The 13,233-nt window shown below is 66.8% G+C and carries 15 protein-coding genes; 12 read left to right on the forward strand and 3 right to left on the reverse strand.

Features of this window, described 5'->3' with window-relative positions:
• Positions 1–30: 30 nt before the first annotated feature.
• On the reverse strand, positions 31–1,161 hold the full coding sequence (locus tag TSO5_RS01950; RefSeq protein WP_109150007.1) for a hypothetical protein: 1,131 nt from the start codon (positions 1,159–1,161) through the stop codon (positions 31–33).
• A gap of 207 nt (positions 1,162–1,368) precedes the next feature.
• On the opposite strand from TSO5_RS01950, the gene TSO5_RS01955 reads away from it, so the two are divergent.
• The 12 genes from TSO5_RS01955 (at position 1,369) to TSO5_RS02010 (ending at position 11,892) form a co-directional block, all read left to right on the forward strand.
• On the forward strand, positions 1,369–2,409 hold the full coding sequence (locus TSO5_RS01955) for a hypothetical protein (RefSeq protein ID WP_109150008.1): 1,041 nt from the start codon (positions 1,369–1,371) through the stop codon (positions 2,407–2,409).
• Positions 2,406–2,831, forward strand: a complete 426-nt coding sequence (locus TSO5_RS01960; RefSeq protein WP_109074704.1) for a phage holin family protein — start codon at positions 2,406–2,408, stop codon at positions 2,829–2,831. The genes TSO5_RS01955 and TSO5_RS01960 overlap by 4 nt, the downstream gene beginning before the upstream one ends.
• 11 nt (positions 2,832–2,842) lie before the next feature.
• On the forward strand, positions 2,843–3,844 hold the full coding sequence (locus TSO5_RS01965) for a hypothetical protein (protein WP_109150009.1): 1,002 nt from the start codon (positions 2,843–2,845) through the stop codon (positions 3,842–3,844).
• Positions 3,845–4,147: 303 nt separating this feature from the next.
• Entirely contained in the window at positions 4,148–4,618 is a 471-nt protein-coding gene (locus tag TSO5_RS01970; RefSeq protein ID WP_109074701.1) for an SUF system Fe-S cluster assembly regulator, read from the forward strand.
• Between the two features lie 45 nt (positions 4,619–4,663).
• Positions 4,664–6,148, forward strand: coding sequence for a Fe-S cluster assembly protein SufB (sufB, locus tag TSO5_RS01975; protein WP_109150010.1), 1,485 nt, complete (start codon positions 4,664–4,666; stop codon positions 6,146–6,148).
• Positions 6,149–6,234: 86 nt separating this feature from the next.
• Complete coding sequence (gene sufC, locus TSO5_RS01980) at positions 6,235–6,987, forward strand: Fe-S cluster assembly ATPase SufC (protein ID WP_109150011.1); 753 nt, start codon at positions 6,235–6,237, stop codon at positions 6,985–6,987.
• Entirely contained in the window at positions 6,987–8,354 is a 1,368-nt protein-coding gene (gene sufD, locus TSO5_RS01985; RefSeq protein WP_247870542.1) for a Fe-S cluster assembly protein SufD, read from the forward strand. The genes sufC and sufD overlap by 1 nt, the downstream gene beginning before the upstream one ends.
• A gap of 2 nt (positions 8,355–8,356) precedes the next feature.
• Positions 8,357–9,619, forward strand: coding sequence for a cysteine desulfurase (locus TSO5_RS01990; RefSeq protein ID WP_109150013.1), 1,263 nt, complete (start codon positions 8,357–8,359; stop codon positions 9,617–9,619).
• Positions 9,616–10,083: a Fe-S cluster assembly sulfur transfer protein SufU gene (sufU, locus tag TSO5_RS01995; protein ID WP_085085654.1), complete on the forward strand. Its 468-nt coding sequence runs from the start codon at positions 9,616–9,618 to the stop codon at positions 10,081–10,083. Before TSO5_RS01990 ends, sufU begins: the two co-directional genes overlap by 4 nt.
• 16 nt (positions 10,084–10,099) lie before the next feature.
• A complete protein-coding gene (locus TSO5_RS02000; protein WP_109150014.1) occupies positions 10,100–10,549 on the forward strand; it encodes an iron-sulfur cluster assembly protein in 450 nt (149 codons plus the stop codon).
• 23 nt (positions 10,550–10,572) lie between these two features.
• Positions 10,573–10,917 carry an iron-sulfur cluster assembly accessory protein gene (locus tag TSO5_RS02005; RefSeq protein WP_109074695.1) on the forward strand — a complete coding sequence of 115 codons (345 nt, stop codon included), beginning with the start codon at positions 10,573–10,575 and terminating at the stop codon, positions 10,915–10,917.
• A 129-nt stretch (positions 10,918–11,046) separates the two neighbouring features.
• Positions 11,047–11,892: a hypothetical protein gene (locus tag TSO5_RS02010; protein WP_109150015.1), complete on the forward strand. Its 846-nt coding sequence runs from the start codon at positions 11,047–11,049 to the stop codon at positions 11,890–11,892.
• 10 nt (positions 11,893–11,902) lie between these two features.
• Here TSO5_RS02010 and TSO5_RS02015 read toward each other — a convergent pair whose 3' ends face one another.
• The gene (locus tag TSO5_RS02015) at positions 11,903–12,793 is read right to left on the reverse strand and encodes a pirin family protein (RefSeq protein ID WP_109150016.1); all 891 of its coding nucleotides are present in this window, start codon (positions 12,791–12,793) and stop codon (positions 11,903–11,905) included.
• Between the two features lie 33 nt (positions 12,794–12,826).
• Positions 12,827–13,153: an antibiotic biosynthesis monooxygenase gene (locus TSO5_RS02020; RefSeq protein ID WP_109150017.1), complete on the reverse strand. Its 327-nt coding sequence runs from the start codon at positions 13,151–13,153 to the stop codon at positions 12,827–12,829.
• Positions 13,154–13,233: the final 80 nt, after the last annotated feature.

Raw genomic sequence — 13,233 nt, forward strand, 5'->3', positions numbered from 1 at the left:
GGAGAAATGGTAGCAGGCGGCCTATCCCGCTCAGGCCAGCAGATTCAGCGCCGCGGCCGGCTGGACGGCCGGATCGGTCGCCGATGGCAGGACCGGCGTCTCCGCACTCTCCGCATCGCCGCCGAGCAATCCGGCTACGGCAAGGGCGTCGCTGGACCCGAACGCCGCGGCGCGCAGGGCGTTGACCTCCTTCTGGGCGGCGTCGACCATCTTGTCGTCGGCCTTGAAGCCCTCCCGCCGCTCGCGCCGCCGCTTTTCGGATTCGTCCAGCATGTTGGCGGCCTTCGCCTCGCCGATGATGCGCTTGGAGGTGGCCAGCACCTCCTCCACCCGCTGGCCGAAGGCGTCGGCCTCGCGATAGCGCGACATCTTCATGGCGTTGTCGGCCATCAGCTGCTGGATCATCGCGCTGCGGCCGCCGGTGCCGACCATCGTGGCGGAGGCCGGGTCGGACCCCGCCATCCCGCCCCCGCCCAAGCCGGACAGCACATCCTCCACCAGCCGGGCGATGTCGTCGGGCAGCTTGCCGTCCTGCGTCGTCGCCCCGGCGGTCGAATCGGCCGCCGCCCCGGCATCCGCCGCCATCAGGTCGGCAGCATTCTCCGCCGAGCTTCCGTCCCCCGTCGAAATGCCGATGGTCAGCGTCACCTCGGTCTGCTGCAGGGTCAGGCTGGTGGTGCTGCGGGTGATCGTCGTTTCCGACGACAGCATCGAGCCGCCGGTGGCGGCGCCGGCATCCCCCGGAAGCCCCATTTCCGCCGCGGCCTTGATGCCGGCACCATATTCCTTGGCGGCGCGCCCGGCCTCGCGCGCCAGCAGCGCCGCCTCCCGCGCCAGGGCCGCCAGCTTCTGCGCATCGCCCTGGGCGAAGCGCATCGCCAGCTTCAGCTGCTCGATTTTGCGTTCGACCTGCTCCAGCCGGGCAGCGGCAGCCTCCTTGGGCCCGCCGACCCGCCTCGCCTCCTCCAGCGCCGCCTTGGCGGAAGCGTGGTCGCTCTGCCACTTGGCGGAGGGCTGGGTCAGAGCCTGCGCCCGCTCCGCCTTCTGGGCGAGCTGCCCCTGGGCGTCCTTCGCCTGAAGGTCCTTTTCCCAAGGCTTCTTCGCCTGTTGCAGCCGAAAAAGTCCGGCCTGTCCGTCGGCCACCACGCTGAAGACGCTCATGCCGCCACCCTCCGGCCGGGTCGCACCAGGATATTCCCGGCAAAGTTTAGCACATTGGTGGTGACTGTCCATTTCGCGCAGCGCCTGCGTGGAACCCCAAGGCTTGGCTGGTGTTTCCCTTCCCGACACCCGATTCCGCAACGGGCGGTTTGATGCCGCAGGGCGCGGAGCCGCGGAATACCGGAATCCCCGAGGAGGAAAGACAAGATGCCGAACCGCGACATGACCGGCACCGGCGGACCGAACCCGACCGGCTCCACCGCTGGAAGTTCGACCGCCGGCAGCTCCACTATCGGCAACAGCACGTCCGGTGGACGCAGCGGCGTCGAGGATATCAAGAAGACCGTCAACCGCGCCGCCGACGACGCGATGGCCACCGGGCGCGAGACGCTGGGCAATGCCCAGGGCCGCATCCGCTCGCTGCTGGAACAGCAGACTGGCCGCGCCGCCGACCAGCTGGGCGGGGTCGCCAACGCCCTGCACAAGGCCGCCGAGCAGTTGAACGAGGAGAATGGCGGCGTGGTCGCCGATTACGCCGAGCAGGCTGCCAGCCGCGTCGAGCGGGTCGCCGACATGCTGCGCGACGCGAATGTCGACGACATCGTCGGCGAGGTCGAGGGCTTCGCCCGCCGCCAGCCCGAGGTGTTCATCGGTGCCGCCTTCGCCGTCGGCTTCCTCGCCGCGCGCTTCATCAAGAGCTCCGGCGAGCGGCGCATGCACCGCGCCTCGACCTCGCTGCGCGGCAACGCCCATCCGTCGCAGTCCGTGCGCACCGCGCGTGGCTCGGCCTACGACACCGGCCGCGACATGAATCGCGATTTGGGACGCGGCTCCAGCCCGAGCCGCGGCATGGCCGGTGGCATCGCCGAGTCCGTCAGCCGCAGCACGCCGTCGCACAGCGCCGATACGCCGACGACCGGATCCTCCGCCGTCAACACCGGCAATCTGGCCGGCCGCATGGAGTCGGAGCGCGCTTCGGAGCGTCTGGGTGAGCCGAAGCCGGCCGCCGGCCGCATCGGCATGCCTCTCTCCACCGCCCCGGCCTCCGTCACCGGCCGCGGCACCGGGTCCACGCCCGAAACGGCGCTCGGCACCAGCACGGTCGGCACCCCCGGCGGCACTCCTGGCGGCACGCCCGGCAGCGCCGGCAGCGCCATGAACTCCGGCACCACCGGCGTCGGCGGGACCCAGGGCGGGACCACCGGGAGCACCTCCTCCACCTCCAAGCCGCAGGGACAGCGTCCATGAGCGCCGCCGAGAACCGCTATGACGAGCCGCGGGATCCGCGGCAGGACCGGCCGCTCGCCGGCCTGTTCGCCGATCTCGCCCGCGAATCCGCCAACCTTGCCCGATCCGAGATCGCGTTGGCGAAGGCCGAGCTGACCGACAAGGCCACCGAGGCCGCCGGCGGCGTGGCCTTCATCGCCGTCGGCGGACTGATCGCCTTCGCCGGCGTTCTGGTCCTGCTTGCCTCCGCGGTTCTCGGCCTGTCCAACGTCCTGGCCCCGTGGCTGTCCGCGCTGATCGTCGGCGTGGTGGTTCTGCTGGTCGGCGGCATCCTGGCCTATGTCGGCAAGAACCGGCTGAGCCCCGCCAACCTCCGCCCCCGCCGCACGATCAACACGCTGGACGAGGACAAGCGCTGGGCGAAATCCCAGCTTGCCCGCTGAGGGGCCGGCCGATGACGGACGACGTTCGTAAATCCGAAACCGGGCCGCAGGATCTCGACGCCCTGGAGGGCGACATCCGCGCCAGCCGCGCGCGCATCGGCGGCACCGTCGAGGCGCTGCGCGACCGCAGCTCCCGTCTGCGCGACAGACTGACGCGGTGGTCTCCCCAATCCCTGATGGAGAATTCCATGAAGCACACCTATTCGCCGTCGCAGCAGTCCGACCGCTACGAAAGCGGCCAGACCGTCCATTACCGGCAGTCGCAGTCCCGATCGTCGGGATCGATGCTGGACAACGTGACCAGCAACCCGATCCCGCTGGCGCTGGTCGGCATCGGGCTGGGTTGGCTGGCGCTGTCGAGCACCGGCTACGACCGCCGCATCGCCCGGTCCAGCACCGTCCGCAACGCCCGCCACCGCATGGGCGACGCCGTGGACTACGCCCGCGAATCGCTGAGCGGCGCCAGCGAGAGCGTCCGCAACGCCGCCAGTTCTGCCTATGACAGCGCCTCGGGCGCGGTCGGCTCCGCCTACGACAGTGCCTCGGACAGGGTCAGCGGCATGATGGGCGGTTCGGACGGCGACCACCGGACGGGCCAGGGCGACATCCAGGGCCAGCGGCAATCCCAGTCCTATGCCAGCCGCGGCATGTCGCGCCTGTCCTCGATGGCACCGTCGACCGACCATCTGCGCCACCGTGCGCATGACATGTCGACCGGCTTCTGGGACCTCGTGGAGGACCATCCCATCGTCGCCGGTGCCATGGGCGTGGCGCTCGGTGCGGCCATCGGCGCCGCCCTGCCAGGCACCCGCTATGAGAAGCAGTGGGTCGGCGAGTATGCCGACGAGGCGACCGAACGCGCCAAGTCCATCGCCATGGACGCGCTGGACCGCGGCACCCGCGCTGCCCAGGCTGCGGCCGACACGGTGGTGGAGTCGGTGAAGGAAGACCTGCACGACGTCGTGTCGGACGCCACCGACGCCGCCCGCGCGGAAGTGAAGAAGCCGGGCTGACCGCCAGCCCGAACTTTGCCGGACCAACCCCGCGCTGCCACCGGCGCGGGGTTTTCCGCATTCGTGTCATCCCGCGACAAACCGTCGCATCGCGACGGCAATGCTGCGGCTTCGCTGTAGCGTGGTGGCAGGAGCGGCGCTATAACCAAGCAGCGTTGACGGGTATTGACGGCGCATCAGCCATGCAAACCCGCCAAACCGGCAGAAACCCTGCACTCTAATCGACAAACGCCCCTTGCCCCCCGGAGCAATCAGGACTAAATTGGTCCTGTATTCGAAACCGGGGTTAAACGGGGTGTGGGCATGATCCGGCTGAGCAAGCTGACCGACTATGCCATCGTCGTATTGAGCGAGATGGCGCGCCAGGTCGGCACGGTCCATACCGTCGCCCATCTGGCCGACCGCACCGGCGTTCCCGCTCCCACCGTCGCCAAGCTGATGAAGACGATGACGCCGGCGGGGCTCACCACCTCGCAACGCGGGGCTGCCGGCGGTTATGCGCTGAGCCGGCCGGCCGATGCAATCTCCATCGCGGAAATCATCACGGCGCTCGATGGTCCCATCGCGCTGACCGCCTGCGTCGACGGTGCCGACAGCCAATGCGGGGTGGAGCAACTTTGCCCCATGCGCGGCGGTTGGGAAAAGGTGAACCGCGCCATTCGCGGCGCGCTGGAGGAGGTGACGCTGGCCGACATGATGGCCCCCATCACCTTCCCCGCCCCGGCAGCCGCAACGAACTCCACAGCCGCCCAGCCGGCCCGCCCTGCGCACTGAACGGCGCGCACCGAACAGAATTCTTGAGAAGGACGAGGCAAAGCCATGGCCGCCCAACCGGAAACCGTCGAGCAGGTCCGCGCCGTCACGGAGCAGAAGTACAAGTACGGCTTCACGACCGACATCGAGGCCGACGTCGCGCCGAAGGGCCTGAACGAGGACATCGTCCGCTTCATCTCCGCCAAGAAGGAGGAGCCGGAGTGGCTGCTGGAATGGCGCCTGAAGGCTTTCCGCGTCTGGCAGACGATGGAGGAGCCGCAGTGGGCCGCCGTCAGCTTCCCGCCGATCGACTATCAGGACGCGCATTACTATGCCGCGCCGAAGAAGAAGGCCGGGCCGAAGTCGCTGGACGAGGTCGATCCCGAACTGCTGAAGACCTACGAGAAGCTGGGCATCCCCCTGCGTGAGCAGGAGATCCTGGCCGGCGTCGAAGGGTCGGAAGGCAAGAGCCCGGCCATCGCCGTCGACGCCGTGTTTGACAGCGTGTCGGTCGCCACCACCTTCAAGGCGAAGCTGGAGGAGATGGGCATCATCTTCTGCGCGATCTCCGAGGCGGTGCAGAAGCATCCGGAGCTGGTGAAGAAGTATCTCGGCTCGGTGGTGCCCTACACCGACAACTACTATGCGACGCTGAACTGCGCGGTCTTCACCGACGGCAGCTTCGTCTACATCCCCAAGGGCGTGCGCTGCCCGATGGAGCTGTCGACCTATTTCCGCATCAACCAGGCCAACACCGGCCAGTTCGAGCGGACGCTGATCATCGCCGACGAGGGCGCCCACGTCAGCTATCTGGAAGGCTGCACGGCGCCGAAGCGCGACGAGAACCAGCTGCATGCCGCCGTGGTCGAGCTGGTGGCGATGGACGACGCGACCATCAAGTACTCGACGGTCCAGAACTGGTATCCGGGTAACGAGGAAGGTGTCGGCGGCATCTACAATTTCGTCACCAAGCGTGGCGCCTGCCGCGGCAAGAACTCCAAGATCTCCTGGACGCAGGTGGAAACCGGCTCCGCGATCACCTGGAAATATCCGAGCTGCATCCTGCAGGGCGACAATTCGGTGGGCGAGTTCTATTCGGTCGCCATCACCAACAACTTCCAGCAGGCCGACACCGGCACCAAGATGATCCACATCGGCAAGAACACCCGTTCTACGATCGTGTCGAAGGGCATCTCGGCCGGCAAGGCGCAGCAGACCTACCGTGGCTTGGTGAAGATCCTGCCCAGGGCGGAGGGTGCGCGCAACCACACCCAGTGCGACAGCCTGCTGATCGGCGACAAGTGCGGCGCCCACACGGTCCCCTACATCGAGAGCCGCAACCGCTCCGCCCGCATCGAACATGAGGCGACGACGGCCAAGATCAGCGAGGACCAGCTCTTCTACTGCCGCCAGCGCGGCATCTCGGAAGAGGACGCGGTGTCCCTGATCGTCAACGGCTTCTGCAAGGAGGTCCTGAAGGAACTCCCGATGGAATTCGCCGTGGAGGCGCAGAAGCTGGTGGGCATCAGCCTGGAAGGCAGCGTGGGCTAAGACCCCCGCCCACCAGAGGAAAACCGACAGAACGTGAAGACCGGACGGCGTGCCGGCGGCCTGAAGAAGACAACGAGGCGAAGACGATGATCGAAATCAAGAACCTGCACGCCACCGTGGACGGCAAGGAAATCCTCAAGGGCGTCGACCTGACCATCCGCCCGGGCGAGGTCCACGCCATCATGGGGCCGAACGGCGCCGGCAAGAGCACCATGTCCTACGTCCTCGCCGGCCGCGACGGCTACGAGGTCACGGAAGGCTCGGTCACCTATTACGGCAAGGACCTGCTGGCGATGGAGCCGGAAGAGCGGGCGGCCGAGGGCGTCTTCCTCGCCTTCCAGTATCCGGTCGAAATCCCCGGCGTCGGCAACACCACTTTCCTGAAGACCGCGATCAACGCCATCCGCAAGCATCGCGGCGAGAAGGAACTCGACGCCATGCAGTTCCTCAAGCTGATCCGCGAGAAGACCAAGGCGCTCGGCATGAATGACGAGATGCTGAAGCGCGCGGTCAATGTCGGCTTCTCCGGCGGTGAGAAGAAGCGCAACGAGACCCTGCAGATGGCGGTCCTGGAACCGAAATTCGCCATCCTCGACGAGACCGACAGCGGCCTCGACATCGATGCGCTGAAGATCGTCGCCGAGGGCGTCAACGCGCTGCGTTCGCCGGAGCGGTCGATGCTGGTCATCACCCACTACCAGCGCCTGCTCGACTACATCGTTCCCGACTATGTCCATGTGCTGGCCGCCGGCCGCATCGTGAAGTCGGGCGGCAAGGAACTGGCGCTGGAGCTGGAAAAGAACGGCTACCGCGACTTCGGCGCGAGCGAGGCGGCGTGATGACGGCCCCCAACTCCCCCCTTCACCCGATGACCTACTCGACGCGCGGCGCCGATCCGGCGACAGCGCCGGCCTTCCTGGCGCCGCTCGATCAGGTGGGCGCCGGCCTGCCCGGCAGCGGGTTGTCCTGGCTGACCGAGCTGCGCGCCGCCGGGCGTGAGCGCTTCGCCGCCGTCGGCCTGCCGACGATCAAGAACGAGAGCTGGCGCTACACCAACCTGCGCGACCTCGCCAAGCTCAGCTTCCAGCCCGCCGCCCCGGCCGCGGCCACCATCGACCTGCTGCCGACCGTCCGGGCCGAGGGGCAGGACGGCCCGCGCCTGGTCTTCGTCGACGGCCGCTTCCGCGCCGACCTGTCGTCGGTCGACGGGCTGCCGCCGCGCGTCGAACTGCTGAGCCTCGACGCAGCGCTGACCACCCATTCCGGCCTGCTGGCCGACCACATCGGCCGCCTCGCCGCGGCGGACGACCGGCCGCTGGTGGCGCTGAACAGCGCCTATCTCGCCGATGGTGCGGTCCTGCACGTACCGGCCAATGTCCAGGTCGAACGCCCCATCGAGCTGGTCTTCGTCTCGGTCGGGTCGGAGGCGCAGGCGACCTCCTGCCACCCGCGCAGCCTGCTGATCGCGGAGGCCGGCTCGAAGGCGGTGGTGGTCGAACACCATGTCGGCCGCGGCGCCGGCACCACGCTGTCGAACCACGTCACCGAGGTGTTCGTCGGCGAAGGCGCCACCCTGCATCATTACAAGTCGCAGCGCGAAGGCGGCGGCGCCATCCACCTGTCGCACATCGCGGCGACGGTGGCGACGGGCGGCTGCTACGACAACTTCATCCTGACGACGGGTGCGAAGCTGTCGCGCAACGAGGTGGTCAGCCGCCTCGACGGCACCGACGCCCGCACCCATGTCAGCGGCGGCTATCTGGTGCGCGGCAGCCAGCATGCCGACACCACCACGCTGATCGTCCACGCCCAGCCGAACGGCACCAGCCGCGAGGTCTACAAGGGCGTCATCGACGACACGGCGCGCGCGGTGTTCCAGGGCAAGATCACCGTCTGCCCCGACGCGCAGAAGACCGACGGCTATCAGCTGAACCGCGCCCTGCTGCTGTCCGACGGCGCCGAGATCGACAGCAAGCCGGAGCTGGAAATCCATGCCGACGACGTGAAGTGCAGCCACGGCTGCACCGCGGGCGAGCTGGACGACGACGCGCTGTTCTACCTGCGCGCCCGCGGCATCGACCGCGACACCGCCCAGGGCCTGCTGATCGGCGCATTCCTGTCGGAATCCCTTGAGGAGATCGCCGAGGAGTCGATCCGCGACGCCTTCCAGGAGATCGTGGCCGGCTGGCTGGAGGAGCAGAAGTAACCATGTCCGATGCCATCCTGAACCAAGCCTACGACGTGCAGCGGGTGCGGGAGGATTTCCCGATCCTCGCCCGCAGCGTCCACGCCAGGAAGGGAAAGCCCGGCAAGCCGCTGGTCTATCTGGACAGCGGGGCCTCCGCGCAGAAGCCGCGTCAGGTCATCCAGGCCATGACCCGCTTCCTGGAGGAGGACTATTCCAACATCCACCGCGGCGTTCATTTCCTGTCGCAGACCGCGACCGACCAGTTCGAGGCGGTGCGCACCAAGGTCGCGCGCTTCCTGAACGCGCCGAACGACCGCTGCATCGTCTTCACCCGCAGCTCGACCGAGGCGATCAACCTCGTGGCCGCCAGCTATGGCCGAACCTTCCTGAACGAAGGCGACGAGGTCATCCTGTCGATCATGGAGCACCACGCGAACATCGTTCCGTGGCAGCTGCTCCAGGCCGAGAAGAAGATCGTCATCAAGGTCGTGCCCTGCGACGAGGACGGCGTCCTCGACATGGATGCCTACAAGGACCTGCTGTCCGACCGCACGAAGCTGGTGGCGATCACCCACTGCTCCAACGTTCTCGGCACCGTCACCCCGGCCAAGGCCATCGCCAAGCTGGCGCATGAGCGCGGCGTGCCCGTCCTGTTCGACGGCAGCCAGGCGGTGGTGCACGGCACGGTCGACGTGCAGGACATCGACGCCGACTTCTACGTCTTCACCGCGCACAAGCTCTATGGCCCGACCGGTCTCGGCGTCCTCTACGGCAAGTACGACCTCTTGAAGAAGATGCCTCCCTACCAGGGCGGCGGCGACATGATCGAGAGCGTCACCTTCGAAGGCACCACCTTCAAGGCGCCGCCCTCGCGCTTCGAGGCCGGCACCCCGCCGATCACCGAGGTCATCGGGCTGGGCGCCGCCATCGACTATGTCGAGGCTCTCGGCCGCGACGCCATCGCCGCGCACGAGCACGACCTGCTGCAATACGCGACGCAGCAGCTGTCGCAGATCGACGGCCTGCGCATCGTCGGCACCGCGCCGGGCAAGGGGCCGATCATCTCCTTCGCGCTGGAGGGCGTGCACCCGCACGATGTCGGCACCATCGTCGACCAGTATGGCGTCGCCGTGCGTGTCGGCCGCCATTGCGCCGAGCCGCTGGCCGAGCGGTTCGACGTCGGACCGACCGTCCGCGCCTCTTTCGGCCTGTACAACACGCGGGAGGAAGCCGACGCCCTCGTCCAGTCCCTCCAGGCGGTCAAGGAGTTCTTCGGAGCATGATGGACGATCTGCGCGAGCTGTATCAGGAAGTGATCCTGGACCACGGCAAGAATCCCCGCAACTTCCGCCATCCCGACGACGCCAATCGCGAAGCGAAGGGCGAGAACCCGATGTGTGGCGACCGCTTCATGGTCTATCTGACCCTGAAGGACGGGGTGGTCGACGACGTGGCCTTCCAGGGCCGCGGCTGCGCCATCTCCACCGCCAGCGCCTCGATGATGACGGAGCTGGTGCGCGGCAAGACGGCGGCCGAGGCGGAGAAGCTGTTCCACGCCTTCCACGAGCTGTGCACCCAGGATGAGCCCGACATCCCCGAAGGTGTCGATGACGAGACGATGGAAAAGCTGATGGTGATGTCCGGCGTGCGCCAGTTCCCGGTGCGGGTGAAGTGCGCGACGCTGGCTTGGCACGCGATGAATGCGGCACTCCACGGCGAGGCTGCGGCCTCCAGCGACCAGTATTGAGGGAAGGGGGATCGAAATGCCCGATGAAGCACTGACGCAGCGCCCGATCGCCCCGAACCCGGCCGAAGCCGAGGCGCAGTTGAAGGCCCAGGCCGCGACCGAGGCTTCCGAGTCCAAGGACTTCGCGCCGATGCCCAAGCCGCCCGAGGGCTACGACCCGCGGGAGGAGATCATGGATCGCGTCGTGGCGGCCATCAAGACCTGCTACGACCCCGAAATCCCGGTCGATATCTGGGAACTCGGCCTGATCTACCGTGTGGACATGGATGGCCAGCGCAATGTCGAGATTGATATGACGCTGACCAGCCCCATGTGTCCGGTGGCCGGCGAACTGCCCGAGCAGGTCCGTCAGGCCGTGCTGGGCGTCGAGGACGTCAACGAGGTCAAGATCGAACTGGTGTGGGAGCCCCCCTGGCACCAGGGCATGATGTCCGAAGAAGCCCGCCTTCAACTGGATATGTTCTGAGCAGTATTTAGGAGACCGTCACCATGGCCCGTTCCCTGCCCAAGGCGCTCACGATCACCGACGCCGCCGCGGATCGCGTCAAGGCGCTGATGTCGAAGGCCAACGACGAAGTCGTCGGCCTGCGTATCGGCGTGAAGGCGCGCGGCTGCTCCGGCCTCAGCTATGACGTTCAGTATGCCAAGGAAAAGCTGAAGTTCGACGAGGTGGTGGAGGACAAGGGCGTCACCGTCCTGATCGACCCGGCCGCCGTCATGTTCCTGATCGGCAGCGAGATGGACTATGTCGACGACAAGTTCCAGACCGGCTTCGTCTTTAAGAATCCGAACGAGAAGGGCCGCTGCGGCTGCGGTGAGAGCTTCCACGTCTGAGGTCGGGCAGCGCCTCCACCGCTGCTCGCAGCGGTGGAGGAAATATCATTATAATTCCCTCGTAATTTTGACTCATACCCGCGCTTGCGCTATGGTGATCGCATTGCCACGCAAGGTTGGAGGTATGAGATGGTGCAGAGCGTTTACAGCAATGCCTGGGCGTCGCTGACCGGAAAGACCGGCACAACCGCTGCGACCCAACTGTTTTCCAGCAAGGCTGCACCCACCCCTTCGGCGAGCACGCCGGCAGCATCGGCGGGCGATACCGTCTCCGTCAGCAAGCTTGGCAAGGCTCTGACCGGGCTGGCGGCAAAGGCCTTCGAGCATCTCGACTCCGACAGCAAGAAGCAGCTGGAAGGCCTCGTCGAATCCGGCCGCGTTTCCGCCGACGACGCCGTGAAGGGGCTGCGATCCCTGGCGAAGAGCGCGCTGTTCAATCGGTTTATCGGTGAAGCCCCCGTAACTGCCGAAGAAGCGGAGGCCGGTGCAAAAGGCAGAGCCATCAGCGAGCGGCGCCTTGCGGCAATGAAGGCCGGCCCCCCACAAGACATGCGGGACGCTATGAGAGATCTGGTCCAGCTGACCGATGCAAAAAACAATGGCACCGTCAGCAAGGAAGATGCCGATGCGAAAACAGCCGAAATCGGCAAGCGCCTGCGAGCCGGCAGCGCGCAAATGGCTCAAGCGGTCAGCCAGGAAGACAGCGAAGAGGAGCATCGGTTGCTGAACGTCGTGTTCGGAAGCAAGGCCAACCGCTTCGCGGATGTCGATTTTGGCGAAGATGACCACGAAACTCGTACGACAACCAACAAGATACAAAGCAAAGACGAAATTGACGCGGAGGAGCGGCTCTTCGCAGCCGGCTTCGACCTCCGCACCAATGCATTGTCCCGCTTTGCCGCCGACTATGACATTCCTGGCCTTGGGAAAAAAGCCATGCCTCCATGGAAATACATGGGTCCCATCAGCAAGTAATGCATCAGCCTCACGACATCGGATTGGCGGGCTTCGGCATTTCCGGCAGCGGAATGAATTCGCCGTTGTCCAGGTCCGGCAGCTTCATCCGGCCCGCCCGCCAGTCGGCCTTGGCCTGCTCGATCCGCTCCTTCGATGAGGACACGAAGTTCCAGTCGATGAAGCGCTGACCCAGCGGCTCACCGCCGATTGCCATGACGATGGACTGCGTGGCGGCGGTCAGCAGCGCCGGCTGGCCGGGGGCGAAGACGATCATCCGTCCGGCCTCGACGCGCTGGCCCTCGGCCTCCACGCTCCCCGCCACCACATAGACCGCGCGCTCCCACCCGTCTTCCGGCAAGGACACGCGGGCGCCGGGCGCGAGATCCCAGTGGATGTAGAACAGCGGCGAATGGGTCTTCACCCCGGCCTTGGACCCGAAGGCTTCACCCGCCACCAGCCGGCCGCGCACGCCGCCCTCCTCGAAAAACGGCAGGTCGCCGGTGCCGTAATGGCTGAAGGCCGGGTCGGTCTCCTCGTCCGCTTCGGGCAGCGCGACCCAGGCCTGGATTCCGTGCATCCGCCCGCCTTCCATCCGCGCGCGCTCGAAGCGTTCGGAATGGGTGATGCCGCGCCCGGCGGTCATCCAGTTCACCTCCCCCGGCCGGATCGCCTGTTCGGAGCCCACGCTGTCGCGGTGCATGATCTCGCCCTCGAACAGGTAGGTGACGGTCGACAGCCCGATGTGCGGGTGGGGACGCACGTCGACGTCGCGGGGAGGGCCCGGCTCGAAATCGACTGGCCCCATATGGTCGAAGAAGACGAAGGGGCCGACCATCCGCCGCTGAACAAAGGGCAGAATCCGCCCCACTTCGAATCCGCCGAGGCTCTTTCGGCGCTGCTCGATCACCAGCTCCAGCATTGGGGCTCCTCCCGTCGGTGCAAATATTTAGGGTCAGGCGTTCGGATCGCGCGGCACGGTCTGGATCACTTCGAACCCTTCGAACTCCGGCGGCCCGACATACAGCGGCTTGCGCGCGCCGGCGTTGCCATGGGCGTTGCGGAAGGCCTCCGACCGCGTCCAGGCCTGGAAAGCGGCTTCCGAGTCCCACACGGTGTGGGAGGAATAGAGCCGGTACTCTTCGCGGTCCGGGCCGCGCAACATGTGGAACTCGACGAAGCCCGGCACCTTGTGCAGATGGACCTCGCGGTTCAGCCAGACCTCTTCGAATTCCTGCTCGGCCCCGTGGCGGACCTTGAAACGGTTCATCGCGATGAACATGCGCCTTCCTTCCCGATTGGTCGACAGGCCCGACCCGGTCGAGGATAAGGGTGGAAGGCCAGACCGGCAATCGACCTGAC

It is taken from the genome of Azospirillum sp. TSO5, from assembly GCF_003116065.1.
GTDB lineage: Bacteria > Pseudomonadota > Alphaproteobacteria > Azospirillales > Azospirillaceae > Azospirillum.